Genomic DNA, 20,324 nt, shown 5'->3' with positions numbered 1-20,324 from the left:
CGAATGGTTGAGACTTGTTGGTCCCGTCCCCTCCACCATGCGGAAAGGTTGGCCCGTGCCCGATGGCCCGCTGATCGTCCAGTCCGACAAGACCCTGCTCCTGGAAGTCGGGCACGAGGCCGCCGCCGACTGTCGGCGTGCGATCGCGCCGTTCGCCGAGCTGGAGCGCGCGCCCGAGCATGTGCACACCTACCGGCTGACCCCGCTGGGGCTGTGGAACGCGCGCGCCGCGGGCCACGACGCCGAGCAGGTCGTCGACGTGCTGCTGCGCCACTCGCGCTATCCCGTGCCCAACGCGTTGCTCGTGGACGTGGCCGAGACGATGGGGCGATACGGGCGACTGCAGCTGTCCAAGCACCCCACCCACGGCCTGGTGCTCACCACCACCGACCGGGCGGTGCTCGAAGAGGTGCTGCGCAGCAAGAAGATGATGCCGCTGGTCGGTGCCCGGGTGGATCCGGACACGGTGATCGTGCACCCCTCCGAGCGCGGCCAGATCAAGCAGGTCCTGCTCAAGCTCGGCTGGCCCGCCGAGGACTTCGCGGGCTATGTCGACGGCGAGGCGCACGCGATCGACCTGGCCGAGGACGGCTGGGCGCTGCGGCCCTACCAGCAGGAGGCGGTCGAGGGCTTCTGGCACGGCGGCTCCGGCGTGGTGGTGTTGCCGTGCGGCGCGGGCAAGACGCTGGTCGGCGCGGCGGCGATGGCCACCGCGAAGGCGACCACGCTGATCCTGGTGACCAACACCGTCTCGGCCCGCCAGTGGAAGTCCGAACTGGTCAAGCGCACGTCGCTGACCGAGGACGAGATCGGCGAGTACAGCGGCACCCGCAAGGAGATCCGCCCGGTCACCATCGCCACCTACCAGGTGGTGACCACCCGGCGGAAGGGCGTCTACCCGCACCTGGAGCTGTTCGACTCCAGGGACTGGGGTCTGATCGTGTACGACGAGGTCCACCTGCTGCCCGCCCCCATCTTCCGGTTCACCGCCGATCTCCAGGCCAGGCGCCGCTTGGGCCTGACCGCGACGCTGGTGCGCGAGGACGGCCGCGAGGGCGACGTGTTCTCGCTGATCGGCCCCAAGCGCTACGACGCGCCGTGGAAGGAGATCGAGAACCAGGGATACATCGCGCCGGCCGACTGCGTCGAGGTTCGGGTGACATTGACCGATACCGAACGGCTCGCCTACGCGACCGCCGAACCCGAGGAGCGGTATCGCTTCTGCGCCACCACCGCGAGCAAGACGCGTGTGGTCAAGGAACTGGTCGAGCAACATCGCGGCGAGCAGACCCTGGTCATCGGGCAATACATCGACCAGCTCGACGAGTTGGGCGAGGTGCTGAACGCGCCGGTGATCAAGGGCGAGACCACGAACAAGGAACGCGAGCGGTTGTTCGACGCGTTCCGCACCGGCGAGGTGCAGGCGCTGGTGGTCAGCAAGGTGGCGAACTTCTCGATCGACCTGCCGGACGCCACGGTCGCCATCCAGGTGTCCGGTTCGTTCGGCTCCCGGCAGGAGGAGGCCCAGCGGCTCGGCCGGGTGTTGCGGCCCAAGGCGGACGGCCGGGGCGCGCGGTTCTACTCGGTGGTCGCGCGCGACACCATCGACCAGGACTTCGCGGCGCACCGGCAACGTTTCCTGGCGGAACAGGGTTACGCGTACCGGATCGTGGACTCGGACGATCTGGACAAGCAGAAGTAGGCGGGCGATCGGTCGCGCGCGGTCACGGCACGGCGTGCGCTCACGGCACGGCGTGCCGGCCGAGCAGGGTGACCTGAACGGCGGTACTGGTGAAGATCCAGGTGCCGCGCGCGACCGTCGCGGTCAGGTGGGCGGGCCGGCGCAGCCGGGCGCGGACCAGGTCGGCGAAGGGGATCTGGGCGGCGGGGCTCCCGGCGGCGGAGGAGCCGCGCAACGGCGGCATCCGCAGGGATCGGGGGCTGGAGATCGGGGCGGGGAGATGCGTCATCGTGCTCATGTCCTCGACGCTACGCGGGCCGACATAACGGACGCGTCAGCATGAGGGGGCTCGTTGCGCTACCTCTGGCGGATGATCGGCCCTTAGGGGTCGCCCGGCCGATCGACCCGTCGGATCGGGGTAGTCGAGATCGGGTGTCCATCGACCTTCGTCCTTCGTCCTTCCTTCGACGGGTTCGCGCGCCGTCCGGCGAGCCGACCGACCGCCGGATCCGCTTCGAATGCGCCCTTGACACGAATCGCCGCAAACGATCAAGGAGTTCGCAGTTCACGGCATTGCCCGCAATCGGTCATCGGCACGCAACGCGCCACGTCGTAGGCTGAATGGGTGAATGCCCTCATGGTTGGCTTCGACCTGGACATGACGCTCGTCGACTCGCGGCCCGGGATCGGGGCGGCGTGGTCCGTGCTCGCCGAGGAGACCGGTGTCGCGATCGACATCGCGCAGGTCGTCTCCCGGCTCGGGCCACCGCTGGAGACCGAGGTCGCGAACTGGTTCCCGGCCGCCGAGGTCGACGCGGTGTCGGCGCGCTATCGAGAGATCTATCCGCACCACGCGGTCCTCGGTACCGACGTGCTGCCCGGCGCCCGCGAGGCGCTGGCCGCGGTACATCGACACGGCGGCCGGACGATGGTGGTGACCGGCAAGCACCAGCCCAACGCCCAGCTGCATCTGGACCATCTGGACCTGGCGGTGGATCACCTGGTCGGCGATCTGTGGGGCGAGCAGAAGGGCGTGGCGCTGCGCGCGGCGGGGGCGAGCGTCTATGTCGGCGACCATCTCGGCGACCTGATCGGGGCCCGGGCGGCCGGCGCGATCGCGGTCGGGGTGGCCACCGGGCCGATCTCCGCCGCCGAGTTGCGGGCGGCCGGGGCGGATGTGGTGCTTCCCGACCTGATCGGGTTCCCGGCCTGGTTGGACGCGCACGTCGCGGACCTGCGGCTCGCCGAGCTGCGCGAGCGGCTGCGCGGACTCGGGAGCGTCGCGGTGGCGTTCTCCGGCGGCGCCGACTCGGCGTTCCTGCTGGCGGCGGCGGTGCGTACCCTCGGGCCGGCCAACGTGCTGGCGCTGACCACCGATTCGGCCAGCCTGCCCGCCGCCGAGCGCGATGCCGCGCGGGCCTTCGCGGCGGACCTGATGGTGCGTCACGAGCTGGTGCCCAGCGACGAGATGGCCCGCGAGGGGTACCGCGCCAACAACGGCGACCGGTGCCGGTTCTGCAAGACGGAGCTGATGGCGGTACTGGCGCCGGTGGCCCGCGCGGCCGGGCTGGCGTACCTGGCCACCGGGACCAACGCGGACGACGCGCGCGCCGGTTTCCGGCCCGGTATCGCGGCGGCGGCCGAGGCGGGGGCGGTCACGCCGCTCCTGGACGCCGGGCTGACCAAGGCCCAGGTACGCGCGATCAGCCGCACGTGGGGGCTGCGGACGTGGGACAAGCCGGCCGCGGCATGCCTGTCCAGCCGGGTGGCCTTCGGCATCGCGATCACGCCGACGCGGCTGGCCCGCGTCGAACGCGCCGAGACCGCGTTGCGCGCGGCGCTGCTCCGAGACGGCATCCCGGTCCGCAACCTGCGAGTGCGCGACCTGGGCCGGTACGCCCGCATCGAGGTGGACGCCGCCCTGACCACCGCCGTGGCCGCCCACGACCCGGCCCTGGCCGCCGTCCGGGAGGCGGGCTTCGAACGAGCCGAGGTGGACCCGCTCGGCTACCGAGAGGGCGCGATGAACGAGCTGCTGCCCGACCCGGAGCCGTATCGGTAGCGGCGAATCGGCCGCCCGCGAAGTGCGGGGCCGGCGACGGCTGCGGGGCCCGGGTCAAGGCAACTTGCCGCTACCGCAACGCGGATGAGGGCGGCCCCCATCTGCCGAGGGCCGTCCTCATCCGGTTCGGCGTAGCCTCAGCGGTGGTTCGCCAGGAACGCGCCCCACGCACCGGTGGGTACGACGACGAAACCGCCACTCCGGTGCTGCGTGTCCCGGATCCCGATGGTCGAGTCACCGGACCCGGCCTCGACGCAGTCGTTCTGTGCACCGCTGTGCGACGACTTGCGGACCGTGTCCTCGCGGATGTTCGAGCTCATGCCGGCTCCTTAGCCCTTGAGAGCGGCAACGAGGCTGCTCCAGGAAGGTGCGCTGACGGTCAGGTGGCCACACTGACGTGCCTTCGTGTCGCGTACCAGAGCGCCGAATTCGACCTCCGCGCTCTCGACACAGTCGCCGTCGCCGTTCGAGTAGCTGCTCTTGCGCCAGTTGGCTTCGGAGATGCCCTTGTTCGCCTTCATATCAGTCCAGTTCTCGCAAGATTGTGGTGATCAGCTCACGGCTATCCTCCGCGCTCAGAGCCGCGTTGGCCATATTGGTGAAGAGTCTGTTCAGACGCTTCGTGATCCGCTGGTCGGTCTTCAACTCGGGACCGATCACGTTGTGCACGAAGGCCACATCAGGCTCTTCCGGCTCGTCGTATTGGAGGATGTTGAAGGCACTGGCTTGCGTGCCCCCCGCTCCGGCGCCATACGGAATCACGCGCAGCAGGACGTTGGTCAGGGTCATCAGTTCGAGTAGATGGGCCAGTTGGGCCCGATGAGCCTCTCTGCCACCCACCTCGAACCTGAGCGCGGCTTCGGTGAGGACGGCGTAGATCGATAGTTGCGGGGCCTCGTAGAGGCGGCGCTGCCGCATCGTTCGAACCGCGACGAGGTCTTCGACCTGGTCGGGGCCGAGTGATGCGAACGCCGTCGCCGTGACACTTCTCGAATAGTCCTCGGTCTGCAAGTGGGCCGGAATCAGGACCGTGTGGTAGTCCAGTCGCCTCGTTGCGTCCGTCTCACGCTGAAGCAAGGCCTCGTAGCTGGCCGAGATGACGGCTCTGAACTCGTCCCACCAGGGCGCCTCTGAGTCCCAGATCTGTCGGGCAAGTTCTTTCAGGTTGTCGGTCTCCTCCTCGTCCGGCTGGTAGAAGTCGATGAGACGGTCCAACACCTCCGGCGAACAGGTCCGTTCACCCTTCTCGAATCGGGTGATCTGGGACGCGTGCTGATTGACGGCCGCGCCGACAACGTGCGCGTACTGCCTTCCACGCAGCGCGCGGAGCCGGTTCCCGAACTCGCGTTTGGCTTTGAAGCCGCCTGCACTTCTGCTGTTCGCCATCGGAGATCCTCTCTCGCCGTCTGCAGAGTCTGCGCGCCACGGCGTCGCGGACGTGGCCCGAGCGTAACGCCCCGAGAGGAACGTCCAGCAATCTTCCGGCAATTGCCAGCCAGTAGCTTGACTAGTGCACTTCGAAGAGGGCAGTCTCTTTTCAGTCACCCGTTGCGTTCGGGGAATCACTGGGCGCAGCAAGATCGCGATGCCCTGTGCACTTTGGCAGTGGGGAGTCTCGCACCATGGACGGATCCGTGAACTCGTGCGCCACGTCGCCCGTGCTCACCGTGAGCGCGCTTCGAGCGGAGATCGAACTCATAGCGACGCGTGCCGGGTTGGACGCGGACCAGCGCGGTGATCTTGCACTGGTGGTCAGCGAGTTGGCGACGAACGGCCTGGTCCATGGTCGCGACCCTGTGATGGTCTCCGTCGAGATCACGACGGACGCCGTGGTCGTTCTCGTCTGGGACTCGATGGTCGTGCCCCTCCCGGATCCCCGAACGTTCGGTCGGGGTGACGAGACCGGCCGGGGTCTGGCCATCGTTGGGCAACTGGCGAACGTGAGTTGGGGTCTCGCCGGGGATCGAAAGTACGTCCGGGCAGTGATGCCGATCCCGCGCCGAACTTGGGTCGAAATGTTCATCGCGGTCGAACTCCGGCCTCTGGCGAGGCCCCACAAAGAGGCTCTCGCTTCGTGAGCGAGCGGCCGATCCGGTCTCGATCGGCCGGTTCCGCGTCGGCCTTCCGCTGACGTCGGCTCACCACCTCGCTTCGCGTGACCACTGGGACTTACGCGGCGCGGGCGAACGTCCGCCGGAGAGGCAGGCCCTCCGGCGGCCCTCGAACTCCCGGCCTCTGCCCGCCCAGCGGCCGGGACGGCAGCGGATCGGCCTTGCTCCCGTAGGCCGGCCGCCGCACCCGAACCACAGCCGCGCGTCGCCCCCGACGAGGTGGAGCGGCGCGGCGGCGCCTCACAGCCTGGAGATGTGAGGACCGTCGCTCGTACCAGGGTTCACGGTCCTGGGCGAGCCGCTGCGGGCGGTACGGCCTCCGGGGGATCCGGCCGTACCGCCCGCCCCGACGCCGATATCCCGGCCCTCACCACGCCGTACCGCCATCGCGCGTACGAGGCCACCCCGGCCGAACGCCGAGCCGCCCTGGCCCCGTTGCCCACACCGACCCTTGGAGTCGTCGTGTCCACCAGTTCCACCACCGGCATTCACCGCCTGACCCACGCCGGAGCGGTCTCCCTCTTCAACGCCCGGCAGATGGCGCTGACATTCCTGCCGGGCATTCGGGTCGCCGAGTTGTGCCTGTTGCCTTCCCCGAACATGGCCGACGACGAGTCGGTGGTCGAGTGGACGGTGCCCGGTACGCGACTTCCACTGGCCTACGACACCGAGTCGCACAACCGGACCTGGTTCGAGGTGGTGCCACGGGAGTTGGGCACGTTGGAGACGACCCTGCACCTGTGGCCCATCGGCGCGCACACCACCGGCCCCCTCGCCGTGGACCGAAGGGGAGTGTCGGCGGTCTTCCGGGAGTTCGAGCCGCCGCCGATCGACGAGTTCGGCAAACCCGTCGACGCGCCTGCCGAGGATGTCGAGACGCCGCCGCTGACCCTCGGCGTCATCACGGGATTCCCGAACGGCATCGTCGCAACCGAACACGGCGTGTGGCACACGCACTTGCCCGAGGAACCCGCCCTTGTCGAGTTCGGGACGAACCTCGGTGTGTATCTGGCGCATCTGGCGCCGCCGGGTACGTCCCTGTCGCCCGAGGCGTATCGGTGGGCGGTGGCGAACTGGTGGATCGGCGTGGTCGGCGTGCTGAGCACGCGGGCCGCCGTCCACTGCCCGTGTGGTCGCAACATCCAAGACCACCGGCCCGCGTGGCGCGGCCTCCGCGTGGCGGCTGCCGCGTCGGGCCGGTCCCTCCCGAAGGAGTCGACTCTCCAGAGCTTCCACACGGACACCACCGACAAGACGGGGACAGCACCGTGAAGGAGCCCGTGAGCGCCCCAAGCCATCCCTTGTCCCTGGTCCGCCCTATGGGCACCAGCAACGGTGACGGTGCGGCGGGAGGCTGGGCGGCCGTGATCCTGCTGGGGCCGCCCGCGAGCGGCAAGAGCACCCTGAGTCGCGAACTTGCGACCCGGTACGGCGCGCGCGTCTTCCGGTTGCGTGAATACGCCGCCCGGCACGCCGAGTGCGACCCGGCGGTGACGACCGAGGTCCGCGACGCCCTGGGCTGGTTGCCGGACGGCGTGGCCGTCCGCCTGGTCCGCCGTGCCGTCGTCGACGGCCCCTTCCGGCCCTCGGCGAAGTCCCCGGTGGTGTTCGAGGGCTACCCGGGGAACGCCGTGCAGGCGGACCTGTTGGCCCGGCTGTTCCGGGCGCGCGGGGTGCCGTCGGTGGCGGTCGTACTGCAACTGCCCCCGGACGTCGCCCGGCACCGCGCCCACCGCCGCCGGGTGTGCCCGACCTGCGTCCCGGAACCTGGCGGCGAATCACATCGCCCCACACTCGTCACCCCGGCCGGCGCATGCACCCGCTGCGGGCAACCCGCGCAACTCCGCGCCGGGGACGCCCCGGACCGGTTCGCGGCCCGAACCCGTCGATTCCATCACGAACTTCCGCGCATCCGCCTCGCCCTGACCCGAGGCGCGGTGTCGTGGCGACCGATCGACGCCGACCGACCGGCCGACGCCGTCCTCGCCGCCGTGGACACGGAATTGGCCACCCACCACGCAAGGAAACACCCATGAGCCCGATCGACCTGCCCTTCCCGACCGCGCGGGGGGACGCCTACGGGCACGCCCGCATGCCGGCCCCGGCCGGCGCCGAGGAGACCCGACGCATCGATCGGATCCCCTACGGGCGGTTCCGCAACGTGTACCCGTACATCACGGAGGCGTGCCAACTCCGGTGCGGCTCCTGCTACATGGGTGCCCGGCTGGAACGCGCCCTGAAGATGCCGTTCGAGCAGATCGAAGCCAACCTGCCCGAGCCGGTCGTTCCCGATCCGCGCGTGGTCGGCGTCGACGAGTACGCGACCCGCAAGGGCCGGTTCCACGGCACCGTGCCGGTCGACGTCGAGACGCGCCGGCCGATCGACATGCTGCCCGACCGGGAGGCGGCGAGCCCGACCGCCTGGCCGACCGAACGACCCGGTGTCGAGGTCGTATGTCGAGACCGCGCCCCTCCTTCGCAGAGGGGGCCACCGTCCGGCTCAAAGCCGTTGCGGCCAAATGCCCGGAAATCGACGCCCTCACCCGCCACGTCCGATCCTTCGCGAGAATGCTCACCGAACGCCGAGGCGAACAACTCCCGCACCGGCTCGACGCAGTCCGCCAAGACGACCTTCCCGCCCTCGCCGCAGGCATCGACCGCGACCGCGACGCCGTCGTCGCCGGGCTCACCCTGCCCTGGAACTCCGGCGTCGTCGAAGGACACGTCAACCGCATCATTATGTGGAATCTGAGTTGTCAAGGTCATCGGCGGTGCCGGCAACCGCCGGCCCGCAGTTGTGGGGCAGAAGGGCGATGACCAAGGCGACTGCATCGTCAGGGGTGTCGGCTTCTCCGATGTCCGCCGGCCCGTGAGGTGATCGGGTGTGCCACCAGGTCACTCGGTAACTCCCGTTCGCGGGGGTGATCACCGGGATGTCGTGGGTGTAGGGGAATCCGGTACAGCGGCTGAAGTTCAGCGTCCGGTGGCTGTGGAAGGGAAACAGGGCTCGCAGCTGCGGCTGGGCGTATGCAGCCTCGATGAGCTCACGGTCGACGTGCCGCGCCGAGGTGTGCCGGTAGCTCGTCCATTGGGCCTCGACGGCGTCACCACGCTCGTGTGTCTCGGCGAGCGGACTGTGGTCGACGAACGGGCATGCGGACTTCAAGCGTGCCAAGGTGGCGCCGGACTGCCAAGCGCCGATTGCCGACACAACGGCGTCCAAGCTGGTCGTCGTGCCTTCGGCCATCATGACGCCGTGTTCCCGGAAGTTCACGATGAAGGCGCGCTCTGCGATGCCGAGGAGAGCGGTGGTCGTCCGACTGTCACCGTCTGCTCGGGCTCCGCAGCGCCACCAGCCCGGAGCGCGTTCGGGGAGCACGTCCAGCCCATATCCAGCCTGCCGAACAGCTGTCTGCAGGATGCTCTGGAGCGTTTCGTTCCGACCGAGTTCGGGATATAGGCAGGCCGGGTTGTCCGTGGCGGGGTCAGGCGTCACGATTCCCCCTCTCGCCGATGCACTCCGGGTGCGGTCGGCCCTTCGACATTTCCCGACGGCGGCTCGCTGCGTCGGACTTCGACGAGAGGAAGCAGCGTGGAGTCTGCAGGTATTCCGAGCCGGCGGGGCGTCGGGTCCGCCGGGGTGGGGACGTCGGCGAGGCGGTCGAGGAGCCTGTCCAAGGCGGTCTGACCGTCATCGACGGCATGGCGTTCGTCGTCGGTCAGCGGGATGGTGGCGAGCATGCCGGTGCGGTCGTTCTACGACTTCCTGGTGGAAGAGGGGCTGCGGGAGTCAAATCCGGTGGCCGGGGCCGCTATACGCCGGGGCGTCGGTGGGGCGGGCACCAGCGTGGTCTGGTGCCGCGGCTGACGAAGCCAACCGCTGCTGGATCGTGGCGTTCGCCGGCCCCGACCCCGAATCGATCGAAACCACGTTCACACCCCGACGGCTGGGCCGCTCAGCCAACTCCCTTACATAGACAGCAATATGAGCCCGACCGGCGACCAGCGGGTCGACACCCTCCCGTTCACACACCACCAGGTACTCGGCCGGCCCGCAGGCGTAGGCATCGATCGTCCGAGGCGCCCGGCCAAGATCGCACCACACCTGCAACCATCCCGCTGCCCGCTCGTGGCGCCCCAGCACCGGCCACTTCTCCGTCATTTCTCAAGGCAGAAACCCACCGGAGACGCAGCGCATGAGTTGTCTCGCTCGCTACGGAGTGTAATTGCTCCACAGAACCTGGGCCAGAACCTGAGATTCAGCAGCGCTGGGCTTCCGTCCTGGCCGTGCTGTCGAGCGCGAGCTCAAGCAGACGGCGTGACCGGGGACCGCAGGCCGAGCCACTGCTCGGCGCCCCAGGCATGGAACCGCTCTACCTCGGTGAACCCCAGCTTTGCCGCGAGCCGCATCGAGCCGACGTTGGCGGGTTGGGTGCTGAGCACCACCGACTCGCCGGGAAGGACGCCGTCGAACCAGTCGAGTGCTGCCGCGCACGCCTCGGTGGCGTACCCGAACCCCCACGCCCGCGGCAGGAACAGGTAACCGAGATCGGCCTTCCCCGCGGCAGCCGGGCGACGGTGCCCCGTTGGTCTCCTGAGCAGGATCTGGCCGATCATCGCCCCGTCGAGATCAACGACGAAACTCCCGGGCCACCGCTCGGGCACCCTGGGCATCTCGCGCTCAAGCTCGTCACGCGGCCGGGGGCCGCCGAGGTAAGTGTGCACCTCTGGCGACGCGAGCAACTCGATGAACGCCGCACGGTCCCGGGCCTCGGACTCACGGAGTACGAGCCTCTCCGTCCGGATCGACTCGGGCGGCCAGGCGACGGGTCCGAGCTCAGTCATGTCGACCAGCCAATCAGCAGACTCGGCAGCGATGAAGACTTGCGGACCGATCAACCCACCGGCCCGGGATCCACCCTCATCTACGGAGCCGGGCGCAACAAGCCACGCCTGCCAGGAATGGGATGCACCCTGTTCTCGTGGACATCGAATTCGGCAGCGGCGGGCCGCCTCCCGTCTCGGGCCGCGCACGTATGTCGGCGAGCGCGGCGGACACGGCGGGGCGCTCCATGCTCGTGCCGTGGAACGCACCTGGCCCGGGTCAGAGCGTCCTCGGTACCGGCCGGCGGCGGCTGCGGATCGACCTGAGCAGGCCGGCGGCGGCGACCGCGAAGCCGAGTGGCATCAGGGCGCTGAGCAGGTAGACCGCCGTCGGCAGCGCGTGTGCGCCGATCAGCATGGGGGTGACGGTGGCGAGCGTGGCCACCGTGCCGAGGGCGAAGAGCAGCACGCCGATGCGGACGAGCCGATCGCCGGGGCCTGCGGATGCGTTGGACACAGGCCCAGGGTAGACGGCCCGCGCGGGGGCGAATGCGTCCGGGGCGGGATCCCCATGTCCGGCCGAGAACGCGACCATTAGCCTGGACGAGTGAACGGGGTCACTACGCGTTCCTGCTCGGATTCGATGTGTGCGCCCCACCCAGCCTGGTAAATGCTCGTAAAAGTCCCGACGAAGCCGTCCCGACACGATCGAGGTCTCCCGTGCCCACCGGCAAGGTCAAGTGGTTCGACACCGACAAGGGCTTCGGGTTTTTGTCCCGGGACGACGGAGGCGACGTGTTCGTGCACGCGTCGGCGCTCCCACAGGGCCTGGACACGCTCAAGCCGGGAACCCGGGTCGAGTTCGGCATCGTCGAGGGGCGGCGGGGCGAACAGGCCCTCTCGCTCCGGGTCCTGGATCCGCGGCCCTCCGTCGTCGCCGCGACGCGCAAGAAGCCCGACGAGATGAGTTCCATCATCCAGGACCTGCTCAAGGTGCTGGAGGGCGTCGACAAGACGCTCGAACGGGGTCGCTACCCCGACAAGCGCGCGACGGCGAAGGTCGCGGACCTGTTGCGGGCGGTCGCGGACGAACTCGACGCATAGCGCCGTACGGCAGCGGGCGCTTGGCCTGGCGGCCGGCGCGGTTGTCCTCAAACGCCGGATGGGCTGGTTTTTTGGCGAACCCGGTTGGCCCGTCCGGCGGTTGGGCTGCATGTACGGCCTGACGGCCGGTGTCCTCAAACGCCGGACGGGCTGATGTCGGCGAACCCGGTTGGCCCGTCCGGCGGTTGGGCTGCATGTACGGCCTGACGGCCGTTGTCCTCAAACGCCGGACCGGCTGGTGTTGGCGGACCCGGGTGGTTCGTCCGGCGGTACGGTCCGGTACGCACGGCCTGACGGCCGTTGTCCTCGAGCGCCGGACCGGCTGAATTGGCGAACCCCCTTGGTTCGTCCGGCGGTTGGGATGCGGGTTTGGTGGCGCCCGGTGGTTCGCCCCGCGGGCTACGGGAGTTGCAGGGCGCCCTCGGGGATTGCCGGGACCAGACCCTCTGTGGCGGCTCGGGTCAGGAGGTGGGTTACCGCTGCGTGGCCGGCTTCGCCCAGGTCTCTGGTGAACTCGTTGACGTACAGGGCGATGTGTTGGTCGGCCACCGACGGGTCCATTTCCTGGGCGTGTCGGAGGACGTATGCGCGGGACGCCTCCGGGTTGGCCCAGGCGTGTTCGACGCTGGCTCGGGCCGCCGCGGCCAGGGCGGGCAGGTCGAGGGAGCGCTTGGCGATGATCGCGCCGAGCGGGATCGGGAAGCCCGTGTCGGACTCCCACCAGTCGCCCATGTCGGCCAGGCAGGTCAGGCCGTAGCGGGCATAGGTGAAGCGCGCCTCGTGGATGACCAGGCCCGCGTCCACGATGCCGTCGCGCACGGCGGGCATGATCTCGTGGAACGGGAGCACCTTGATCTCGCCGACGCCGCCGGGCACGTTGCCGGCCGCCCACAGGCGGAACAGGAGGTATGCGGTGGAGCGTTCGCTCGGGACCGCGACCACCTTGCCGGCGAGCGCGGCGGGCGTCGTGGCGCCCAGGCTCAGTACGAGGGGGCCGCAGCCGCGGCCGAGCGCGCCGCCGCAGGGGAGCAGGGCGTACTCGTCCAGGACCCAGGGGAGCGCCGCGTAGGACACCTTCAGCAGGTCCAGCTCGCCGCGTTCGGCCAGGCCGTTGGTGATGTCGATGTCGGCGTAGCGCACCTCGACGGGCGGCGCGTCCGGGAGCAGGCCGTGCGTCCAGGCGTGGAAGACGAACGTGTCGTTCGGGCACGGCGAATAGGCCAGCGACAGGGTCACGGCGTCAGGCTCCCTTCGAGCGCGGCGAAGGCCGCGGTGAGTGCGCGCAGGGCGTCGGGGATGCGCCACGCCGCACGGTCGCGCGGGCCGACGGCGTTGGAGACGGTACGCAGTTCGAGCATCGGCACCCCGAACGCGGCGGCGGCGGTGGCCACTCCGAAGCCTTCCATGCCCTCGGCCGCGGCGCCCGGGTGACGTTCGGCCAACTCGGCGGCCCGCGCGGCGGTGCCGGTGATCGTGGAGACGGTGAGCGCGGGGCCGACCGCGAGCGTGATGCCGGCTGCCCGCAGCGCGTCACCCACGTGGGTGACCAGCCCCGAATCCGCCACGAACCCGCCCGTACCGAACCCCAGTTCCTCGATCGGCACGAACCCGTCGGCGGTCTGCGCCCCCAGATCGGCCGCCACCACCCGATCGGCCAGCACCGTCGACCCGACCGGCGCCACCCCGGCGAAGCCGCCCGCGATACCGGCGTTGACCACCAGGTCGTAGGCGCCACGCGCGAGCGCCGCAGCGGTGCCGGCGGCGGCAGCGGCCGGACCCACCCCGACGGTGAATACGTCCGGGCCGGCCGTCCCCCACGAACGCGAACCGCCGAGCACGGCATCGCGCTCGGCGGTAACGGCGGTGATCACCAGGATGGGCAAGGTTACTTCTTCTTCTCGATCTTGAACGTCCAGATGCCCCGATAGCCGGTCTTGCCGTCGGGCTGCACGACCTGCACCGTGATCGGCGCGCTTTCGGCGGTCGGCTCGCCGTAGGTCAGGCTCATGCCCTTGACGTAGGTGGTCTTGATCGGCGTCTGCGACTGCTGCTTGCCGTTGATCAGCAATGCCCAACCGGCGTCGGCGATCTTCTTGTCGACGCCGACAGCGAAGCTGCCGCCTTCGCCGACCGAGATGGTCTTGCCGTCCGTGCTCTTCAGGCAGTCTTCCGCCTTCGCCTCGTCGAGCGTGCCGTTCTCCTTGTAGCACTCGGCCTCGGAGTGCACCGACGTGCTTCCGCTGACCAGGGTCACCAACGGCGTGGGCTTGTCGATGTTGCAGCCGGTCAGGGCGAGCGCGCCCAGAACGGCGGCGCCGGCGAGGGCGGCAGGGCGGCGAGTCTTCATGATCGGAAGATTACCGGGCGGTCCGCAGCCGAATGCCGGGGGATCGTTTGCGGCGCGTCCGGCGCGTCGTGAGCTTGCGGCCCGCGAGCAGCACCGCCAGCGTGAGTACGCCGGCCGCCACGCTCATCCCCAACGTGCCGTTCAGGGGCAATGCGATGCCGACGCCGCTGCCCATCACCGACGCCACCTGGAGCGCGGTCTCGGTGCGGGCGAAGGCCGAGGTGCGTACCGCCTCGGGGATGTCGCGCTGAATCATCGCGTCCAGGGACAACTTGCCCAATGCCTGGGCCAGACCGGCCACCGCCGCCACCGCGAGCACGGTGACCAGGCTGTACATCAGCGCCGCCCACGCCGCGCAGGTCGCGGACACCAGCAGCACGCCGACGATGATCACCTCCGGCGCGCGGGACTTGAGCCAGGCGCCGAGCCCGGTGCCGATCGCGTTGCCGACCGCGGCGGCGACGACGACTGCGCTGATCGCCTGGGTTGCGGACAGGTCGGCCACCGGGTGCTCACGCATCAGGAAGCCCAGGAACATGATCAGGAACCCGGAGAAGCCGCGCATCGCCGCGTTCGCCCACAGCGCCTGGACCACCGATGGGCCCACGCTGCGCAGCCGCCGGGAGGTCTTGAGCTTGACCGGTTTGCGGCCGGACTCGCGCCCGGCACCCGGCGCGGCCTCGACCGCATCCTCGGCCCTGGGCTCGGGCACCGCGTCGCCGGCCGCGCCCCGGCCGACCCGCAGCTTGGTCAGCGATACCTTGCGTCGGTGTTCGACGCCGGGTGCCTCGGTGCTGAACGAGGCCCGGTCCTCACCCTCGGCCGAGTCGACCTTGGCCGGCAGGGTGAGCGAGAGGATCGCGCCGAGGGTGAATACGACGCATGCCGCGTACAGGATCGCGGGGGTGCCGAGGGTGTACTTGAGGCCACCCGCGAGCGGCGCCGCGGCCATGGTGCCGATCAGCCCGAACATGGTGATCCGCGCATTCGCCTTGACCAGCGAGACCGAGCGCGGTTGCAGTCGGGGCACCACCGCGCTGCGGCTGACCCCGTACACCTTCGAGGACACCAGTACGCCGAATGCGGCCGGATACAGTTCGAGCCCGCCGTCGGTCACCGAGCCGGCCATCAGCCAGCACAGTCCCACCCGGACCAGCATCGCCACCGCCATCGCGAAACGCCGGCCACGCCGCATCCGGTCCAGGATCGGGCCGAGCACCGGGGCGAGCAGCGCGAACGGCGCGAGGGTGATCAACAGGTACAGCGCGACTCGGTCGCGCGCCTGGCCGGTGGGCACCGAGAAGAACACGGTCGTGGCCAGCGCCATGGTCACCAGCGCGTCGCCCGCGTTGTTGATCAGATGCAACTCGATCAGCTTGGCGAGGCCGCTCTCGCCGGCCCCCTTGGCCCGAGCCGCGCCGCGTAGTTTGCCGAAGCCGCCGGTGAACAGTCCGCCGAACCAGCCCAGCGCGCGACGTGCCGGACCTCGGTTCCTGCCGAACGACCCACGGGTCGAGCTCGGCGCACGAACAGTGCGCCGTGATGCGGTGGTGGTCTTGGAGGCTGCCACGCCGGGATCCTGCCCTCGCTCCCTCGGTTGATGCGGTCACGACACGCCAGGATGGCCTCGCTCCGCGCGCCCGTTCGGGAATCGGACGCCTTTTGAGGGTATCGGCGGTGGAGACCTTCGACGCGTGAGAGAGAATCACTCTCGTGAGTGCCGCGACCCGTAGTCGAACCCCGGACCGCCTCTGCGCCGAGGCGGTTGATCTTGCCTTCGCTGCCGCCGAGGAAGCCGCAGGTCAGGACTCCGTCGGCGAGCATCTGGGTGTTCAGGTGGATGGTGATCGCCTGGTCACCCACCTGTTCGCGTGCCGCGAGTCCGCCTACCACGGCTGGCGCTGGGCGGTGACCGTTGCCCGGGCGCCCCGCGCCAAGCTGGTGACCGTGGACGAAACCGTCCTCGTTCCCGGCCCCGAGGCGCTGCTCGCGCCTGCCTGGGTGCCGTGGAACGAGCGTCTTCGTCCCGGCGACCTCGGCGTGGGCGACCTGTTGCCCACCGACGCCGACGACCCCCGTCTCGAATTCGGTTACACCGGAGCGGACGAGACAGAGGAGGAACTGACCGAACCGATCGGGTTCGGTCCCAAGGCGGTCGCCTACGACCTCGGGCAGGGACGCGCTCGCGTTCTGTCCCCGGTCGGCCGCGATCTGGCCGCAGACCGCTGGGACGAGAACTTCGGCCGGGCCACGCCGATGGCCCAGGCCGCCCCGGCGCACTGCACGAGTTGTGGATTCCTGGTCAAGGTCGGCGGTCCGCTCGGGCAGGCGTTCGGCGTCTGTGCCAACGAGTACTCGCCCGCCGACGGTCGGATGGTCTCGCTGGCCTACGGCTGCGGTGGTCACTCGGAGGCGGCCGTGATGCCCGCCGCGACGCCCGCCGCCGAGCTGTCCCTGGACGAGTACCGGATCGAGACCGTGCGGATCCGCCCGGTGGAGACCTCGGCCGACGAGGACGCCCTGGCGCCCGGCGAGGACCAACTGGGCCACTCCTGACATCCGCGCTCTGCGACGCGGTGCGACACCCTGCGACGCGGTGCGACACGCCCGGGACACCGGGCCGTCCTGCCGCCGACCTCGTGGCCGACCCCGCCGTCACCTTCGACACCTCCTTCGACACCTCCGTCAACACGCCGAAGCCGCCACCGATCCGGTGGCGGCTTCGGGTCGTTTCGGCCACATACCGCTCGGGCTGCTCGGGCCACTCGGGCGGCCCGAGTGATTCGGGTCGTTTGGCCACTCGGGCCGCTCGGATCGGCCGGGTCGCTCCGGCCACTCCGGCCACTCGGGCCGCTCCGGCCGCTCGGCCCGTCGAGGTCGCTTCGTGTTCCGTGGGGGGTTCGTCGTCGTTTCCGCCATCCGGGTGGCTGGGTCCGGGTTCTCCGGTTTCGGCTCGGGATTGTCGGTTAGCTGTTTGCGTGGGTTCTGCGCGACTTGATCCATTGCCGTCCACGCCCTGGGATGGCCGGGAAGCCGGGCGCTCGGAAACGCAATAGGGTTCCGGCCACATCCGCGATCGAGGGACGGCGCACGGCATGGGCATCGAGGACCGCTTTGGCACCGCTTCGCTTCGGCGAGCCGTACTGGACGCGTGGATCGCGTCGCCCGCGCGTTTCCGGGAGGACGCGAACGCCGAGGAGGAACTCGCCCTCGGCGGCTATCGCGACCGCCTGGTGGTCGAACTCGCGCAGAACGCCGCCGACGCCGCCGCCCGGGCGGGTGTGCTCGGCCGACTCCGGCTCACCCTGCGGGACGGCGTCCTGGTCGCGGCCAACACCGGCGACCCGCTGCACGCGCAGGGCGTCGAGGCGCTGTCCACGCTGCGCGCCTCGGCCAAGCGCGACGACGGACCCGAGGCGGTCGGCCGCTTCGGCGTCGGCTTCGCCGCGGTGCTCGCGGTCAGCGACGAGCCGTGCGTGCTCTCCCGCACCGGCGGCGTGCGCTGGTCCCTCCAAGAGGCCCGCGACCTGGTCGCCGAGGCGGCCCACGACAACGCCGGCCTGACCGACGAACTGGCCCGCCGCGACGGCGGGGTGCCGGTGTTGCGGCTGCCGATGCCCGCCGAGGGCACCCCGCCCGAGGACTACGACACCTGCGTGGTGTTGCCGCTGCGCGACGGCGCCGCGGCGGACCTGGCCGCCCGGCTGCTCGCCGAGGTCGACGACGCGCTGCTGCTCACGCTGCGCCGGATCGGCGAGATCGTGATCGAGACCCCGGAGGGGGTGCGCACCCTCACCTGTCGGGCCGACGGCGGCGCCCTGGTGGTCACCGACAACGGCGTGGCCACTCGCTGGCGGGTCGGCGAGGACGGCGGTGCGCTCGACCCCGAACTGCTCGCCGACCGGCCCACCGAGGAGCGCCGGCGCGCGGCCTGGTCGGTGTTGTGGGCGGTCCCGCTGGACGCCGACGACCAGCCGCGCCGGCCGAGTGTGCGGCCCGTGGTGCACGCCCCCACACCCACCGACGAACCACTCGGGCTGCCCGCGCTCCTGGTCGCCTCCTTCCCGCTCGACCCGACCCGTCGGCATACCGCGCCCGGCCCGCTGCGCGACTTCCTGATCGAACGCGCCGCCGCCGGCTACGCGAACCTGCTCGGTACCTGGCCGACCAGCACCACCACGATCCTGAGCCTGGTGCCCGGCCCGACCGCCGAGGGTGAGCTGGACGGGCTGCTGCGCCACCGGGTGCTGGCCCGCCTCGCCGACACGGCGTTTCTGCCCGCCGCCGCGCCCGCCCCCGACACCGAGCCGGACGACCCCGACGCGCTGCTGCTCGATCGTGGCACCACCGCGCGCGACCGCGATCTGCTGCGCCCGCGCGACGCGGTGTTGATCGAGACGGCGAGCCCGGGCCTGGTCGCCGCACTGGCCCCGGTGGTGGCCGGATTGCTGCCCGCCGGCCTGGATCGCAGCGCGGCGTTGCGCGTCCTGGGGGTGCGCCGACTGCCGCTGGCCGAGGTGGTCGACCAGCTCGCCGGGATGGACCGGGACCCGGCCTGGTGGCGCGACCTCTACGACGCGTTCGACCCGGCCGCCCGGGACGCGCTCGGCGCGCTGCCGGTGCCGCTGGCCGACGGGCGGATCGTGCGCGGGCCGCGCGGGATCCTGCTGCCCTGCCCGGACAGCCCGGACCTGGCCGCGCTGGACGTACTGCGCCTGCGGGTCGCCCACCCGGACGCGGCCCACCCGCTCCTTGAGCGGCTCGGCGCGATCCGGGCCACCCCGCGCGCGGTGCTGGCCGATCCCGCGGTGCGCGCCGCGGTCACCGAGAGCGAGGACGGGGACGACATCGCGGACGCGATCCTGGATCTGGTCCGGGCCGCCCGGATCGGCCCCGGCGACGAGCCCTGGCTGGCCGCGCTGCTGCTGCCCGACGTGGACGGCGACGCGGTCCCGGCCGGCGAACTGATGTTGCCCGGCAGCCGGATCGCCGCGGTGGTCGAGCCGGACGCGCTCGGCATCGTCTACCCGGACCTGGTCGAGCGCTGGGGCGAGGACGTGCTCGAGGCGGTCGGCGTGCTCGGCACGTTCGGCCTGGTGCAGGAGGACGACGTGGTCCTCGACCACGACGGTTGTGACCACGACCTGGACGCCGAGGACGACTGGCTCGACGACGTGCTCGACCACCTGCCGGACCAGGGGGTGCCGCCGGTCCTCGCCGGGTTCGTCGCGGTCCGCGATCTGGACCTGGTCGCGGACGACGCGTGGGACGAGGCGCTCGAGGTGATCGCCGCGCCGCCGCTGCGCACCGCGGTGATCGAGCCGGCCCACGTACTGCTCCCGGACGGCGGCACCGCCCGGGTGCCCTCGTACACCGCGTGGTGGTTGCGCGGGCATCCGGTGCTCGACGGTCGGCGGCCGGCCGGGCTGCTGGCCGCGGACGGGGACCGGCTGCTGCACGGGCTCTACGACGAGGTGCGGGCGAGCCTGGACCCGGTGTTCCTGACCGCCCTGGGGGTGCGTACGACGCTCACCGCGTTGCTTGCCGACCCGGACGGCCCGGACGAACTCCTGGAGCGCCTGGCGGACCCGGAGCGGCCCGTCACGCGCGATCAGCTGCGCGCGCTCTACACGGCGCTCGCCGACATCGCGCCCGAGCGGTTGTCCGCGCCCGCCGAGCTGCGCGGCGTCTCCGGCGGGCGGATGACCGTCGCCGACGTCGCGGACGCGCTGGTGGGCGACGCGCCGGACCTGGCCGCACTGGTCGCGAACGACTCGGCGCACGTGGTGCTGCCGGTCCGCCCGGACCGCGCGGAGGCGCTGGCGGACCTGCTGGACGTACCGCTGCTGTCCGAGACGATCCCCGGCAAGGTGCTCTCCGAGGGCACACTGCACGAGGTGCCGGACGACGTGCTGGCCGCGATGCCGGACGCGCCGAAGGAATACTTCGAGCACGAGGAACTGATCGTCTCCGGCCCGGGCGACACCGAACTCGACGCCGACTGGCGCTACTTGGACGGTCAGGTGCACGCGACCACGTTCGAGGGCGTGGCCCGCGGCCTGGCCTGGGCGGCGGGCGAGTGGCACCGCCGGTTCGAGGTCGAGCAGCTGCTGACCCACCCGGAGAACGCCGACCACTTCGCCACGGAACGCGACTTCGACGGCGTGTGACCGGACGTCGAGGTGACCGGGCGGC

At 70.8% G+C, this 20,324-nt stretch carries 21 protein-coding genes and 1 pseudogene; 10 read left to right on the top strand and 12 right to left on the bottom strand.

Features of this window, described 5'->3' with window-relative positions; all coding sequences use genetic code 11:
- Positions 1–55 precede the first annotated feature (55 nt).
- Positions 56–1,702: a DNA repair helicase XPB gene (locus ABIA38_RS39040; RefSeq protein WP_424643709.1), complete on the top strand. Its 1,647-nt coding sequence runs from the start codon at positions 56–58 to the stop codon at positions 1,700–1,702.
- A 40-nt stretch (positions 1,703–1,742) separates the two neighbouring features.
- On the opposite strand, the gene ABIA38_RS39035 is transcribed toward ABIA38_RS39040, so the two are convergent.
- Positions 1,743–1,979: a hypothetical protein gene (locus ABIA38_RS39035; protein ID WP_424643708.1), complete on the bottom strand. Its 237-nt coding sequence runs from the start codon at positions 1,977–1,979 to the stop codon at positions 1,743–1,745.
- Between the two features lie 339 nt (positions 1,980–2,318).
- Here ABIA38_RS39035 and ABIA38_RS39030 point away from each other — a divergent pair.
- Positions 2,319–2,906, top strand: a pseudogene (locus ABIA38_RS39030) (HAD family hydrolase); the annotation flags it as partial.
- The gene (larE, locus tag ABIA38_RS39025; RefSeq protein WP_424643766.1) at positions 2,895–3,743 is read left to right on the top strand and encodes an ATP-dependent sacrificial sulfur transferase LarE; all 849 of its coding nucleotides are present in this window, start codon (positions 2,895–2,897) and stop codon (positions 3,741–3,743) included. The pseudogene ABIA38_RS39030 and the gene larE, both read left to right, overlap by 12 nt.
- Before the next feature lie 137 nt (positions 3,744–3,880).
- Here larE and ABIA38_RS39020 read toward each other — a convergent pair whose 3' ends face one another.
- From ABIA38_RS39020 to ABIA38_RS39010, 3 genes are read right to left on the bottom strand one after another with little or no spacing between them, the layout of a single operon-like run.
- Positions 3,881–4,063 (bottom strand): DUF397 domain-containing protein, encoded by a 183-nt coding sequence (locus tag ABIA38_RS39020; protein WP_424643707.1) that lies wholly within the window; start codon positions 4,061–4,063, stop codon positions 3,881–3,883.
- Positions 4,064–4,072: 9 nt separating this feature from the next.
- A complete protein-coding gene (locus ABIA38_RS39015) occupies positions 4,073–4,264 on the bottom strand; it encodes a DUF397 domain-containing protein (protein WP_424643706.1) in 192 nt (63 codons plus the stop codon).
- A 1-nt stretch (position 4,265) separates the two neighbouring features.
- The gene (locus tag ABIA38_RS39010; RefSeq protein WP_424643705.1) at positions 4,266–5,129 is read right to left on the bottom strand and encodes a helix-turn-helix domain-containing protein; all 864 of its coding nucleotides are present in this window, start codon (positions 5,127–5,129) and stop codon (positions 4,266–4,268) included.
- Between the two features lie 236 nt (positions 5,130–5,365).
- Between ABIA38_RS39010 and ABIA38_RS39005 the strand changes: the two genes are divergently transcribed.
- From ABIA38_RS39005 to ABIA38_RS38990, 4 genes are all read left to right on the top strand, one after another.
- Positions 5,366–5,821 carry an ATP-binding protein gene (locus tag ABIA38_RS39005; RefSeq protein ID WP_424643704.1) on the top strand — a complete coding sequence of 152 codons (456 nt, stop codon included), beginning with the start codon at positions 5,366–5,368 and terminating at the stop codon, positions 5,819–5,821.
- 495 nt (positions 5,822–6,316) lie between these two features.
- Positions 6,317–7,126 (top strand): hypothetical protein, encoded by an 810-nt coding sequence (locus ABIA38_RS39000; RefSeq protein ID WP_424643703.1) that lies wholly within the window; start codon positions 6,317–6,319, stop codon positions 7,124–7,126.
- Positions 7,127–7,173: 47 nt separating this feature from the next.
- Positions 7,174–7,890 (top strand): nucleoside monophosphate kinase, encoded by a 717-nt coding sequence (locus tag ABIA38_RS38995; protein ID WP_424643702.1) that lies wholly within the window; start codon positions 7,174–7,176, stop codon positions 7,888–7,890.
- The gene (locus tag ABIA38_RS38990; protein ID WP_424643701.1) at positions 7,887–8,606 is read left to right on the top strand and encodes a hypothetical protein; all 720 of its coding nucleotides are present in this window, start codon (positions 7,887–7,889) and stop codon (positions 8,604–8,606) included. The genes ABIA38_RS38995 and ABIA38_RS38990 overlap by 4 nt, the downstream gene beginning before the upstream one ends.
- On the opposite strand, the gene ABIA38_RS38985 is transcribed toward ABIA38_RS38990, so the two are convergent.
- The 4 genes from ABIA38_RS38985 to ABIA38_RS38970 all read right to left on the bottom strand — a co-directional run bounded on the left by ABIA38_RS38985 (position 8,592) and on the right by ABIA38_RS38970 (position 11,195).
- Positions 8,592–9,350 (bottom strand): DUF6193 family natural product biosynthesis protein, encoded by a 759-nt coding sequence (locus tag ABIA38_RS38985; RefSeq protein WP_424643700.1) that lies wholly within the window; start codon positions 9,348–9,350, stop codon positions 8,592–8,594. The genes ABIA38_RS38990 and ABIA38_RS38985 overlap by 15 nt on opposite strands.
- Entirely contained in the window at positions 9,347–9,595 is a 249-nt protein-coding gene (locus ABIA38_RS38980) for a hypothetical protein (RefSeq protein ID WP_424643699.1), read from the bottom strand. Before ABIA38_RS38980 ends, ABIA38_RS38985 begins: the two co-directional genes overlap by 4 nt.
- Positions 9,596–10,159: 564 nt before the next feature.
- Positions 10,160–10,699 (bottom strand): GNAT family N-acetyltransferase, encoded by a 540-nt coding sequence (locus ABIA38_RS38975; RefSeq protein WP_424643765.1) that lies wholly within the window; start codon positions 10,697–10,699, stop codon positions 10,160–10,162.
- Between the two features lie 259 nt (positions 10,700–10,958).
- Entirely contained in the window at positions 10,959–11,195 is a 237-nt protein-coding gene (locus ABIA38_RS38970) for a hypothetical protein (RefSeq protein WP_424643698.1), read from the bottom strand.
- Between the two features lie 203 nt (positions 11,196–11,398).
- On the opposite strand from ABIA38_RS38970, the gene ABIA38_RS38965 reads away from it, so the two are divergent.
- Positions 11,399–11,782, top strand: a complete 384-nt coding sequence (locus ABIA38_RS38965) for a cold-shock protein (RefSeq protein ID WP_424643697.1) — start codon at positions 11,399–11,401, stop codon at positions 11,780–11,782.
- A 399-nt stretch (positions 11,783–12,181) separates the two neighbouring features.
- Here ABIA38_RS38965 and ABIA38_RS38960 read toward each other — a convergent pair whose 3' ends face one another.
- Genes ABIA38_RS38960 through ABIA38_RS38945 form a run of 4 tightly spaced genes read right to left on the bottom strand, consistent with a single transcriptional unit; the run spans position 12,182 to position 15,699 of the window.
- Positions 12,182–13,018 (bottom strand): 1,4-dihydroxy-6-naphthoate synthase, encoded by an 837-nt coding sequence (locus tag ABIA38_RS38960; RefSeq protein WP_424643696.1) that lies wholly within the window; start codon positions 13,016–13,018, stop codon positions 12,182–12,184.
- Positions 13,015–13,665, bottom strand: coding sequence for a futalosine hydrolase (locus ABIA38_RS38955; RefSeq protein WP_424643695.1), 651 nt, complete (start codon positions 13,663–13,665; stop codon positions 13,015–13,017). The genes ABIA38_RS38960 and ABIA38_RS38955 overlap by 4 nt, the downstream gene beginning before the upstream one ends.
- A gap of 2 nt (positions 13,666–13,667) precedes the next feature.
- Positions 13,668–14,129: a DUF2771 domain-containing protein gene (locus ABIA38_RS38950; RefSeq protein ID WP_424643694.1), complete on the bottom strand. Its 462-nt coding sequence runs from the start codon at positions 14,127–14,129 to the stop codon at positions 13,668–13,670.
- Between the two features lie 10 nt (positions 14,130–14,139).
- On the bottom strand, positions 14,140–15,699 hold the full coding sequence (locus ABIA38_RS38945; protein ID WP_424643693.1) for an MFS transporter: 1,560 nt from the start codon (positions 15,697–15,699) through the stop codon (positions 14,140–14,142).
- A 134-nt stretch (positions 15,700–15,833) separates the two neighbouring features.
- Between ABIA38_RS38945 and ABIA38_RS38940 the strand changes: the two genes are divergently transcribed.
- Positions 15,834–16,685, top strand: coding sequence for a DUF3027 domain-containing protein (locus ABIA38_RS38940; protein ID WP_424643764.1), 852 nt, complete (start codon positions 15,834–15,836; stop codon positions 16,683–16,685).
- Between the two features lie 539 nt (positions 16,686–17,224).
- Positions 17,225–20,299 carry a sacsin N-terminal ATP-binding-like domain-containing protein gene (locus ABIA38_RS38935; protein ID WP_424643692.1) on the top strand — a complete coding sequence of 1,025 codons (3,075 nt, stop codon included), beginning with the start codon at positions 17,225–17,227 and terminating at the stop codon, positions 20,297–20,299.
- Positions 20,300–20,324 lie beyond the last annotated feature (25 nt).

Origin of the sequence: Embleya sp. AB8 (assembly GCF_049739465.1) — a bacterium.
Lineage (GTDB): Bacteria > Actinomycetota > Actinomycetes > Streptomycetales > Streptomycetaceae > Embleya.
Note: the sequence above shows the minus strand (reverse complement) of the source record. Positions and strands in the feature narration are given on the sequence as shown.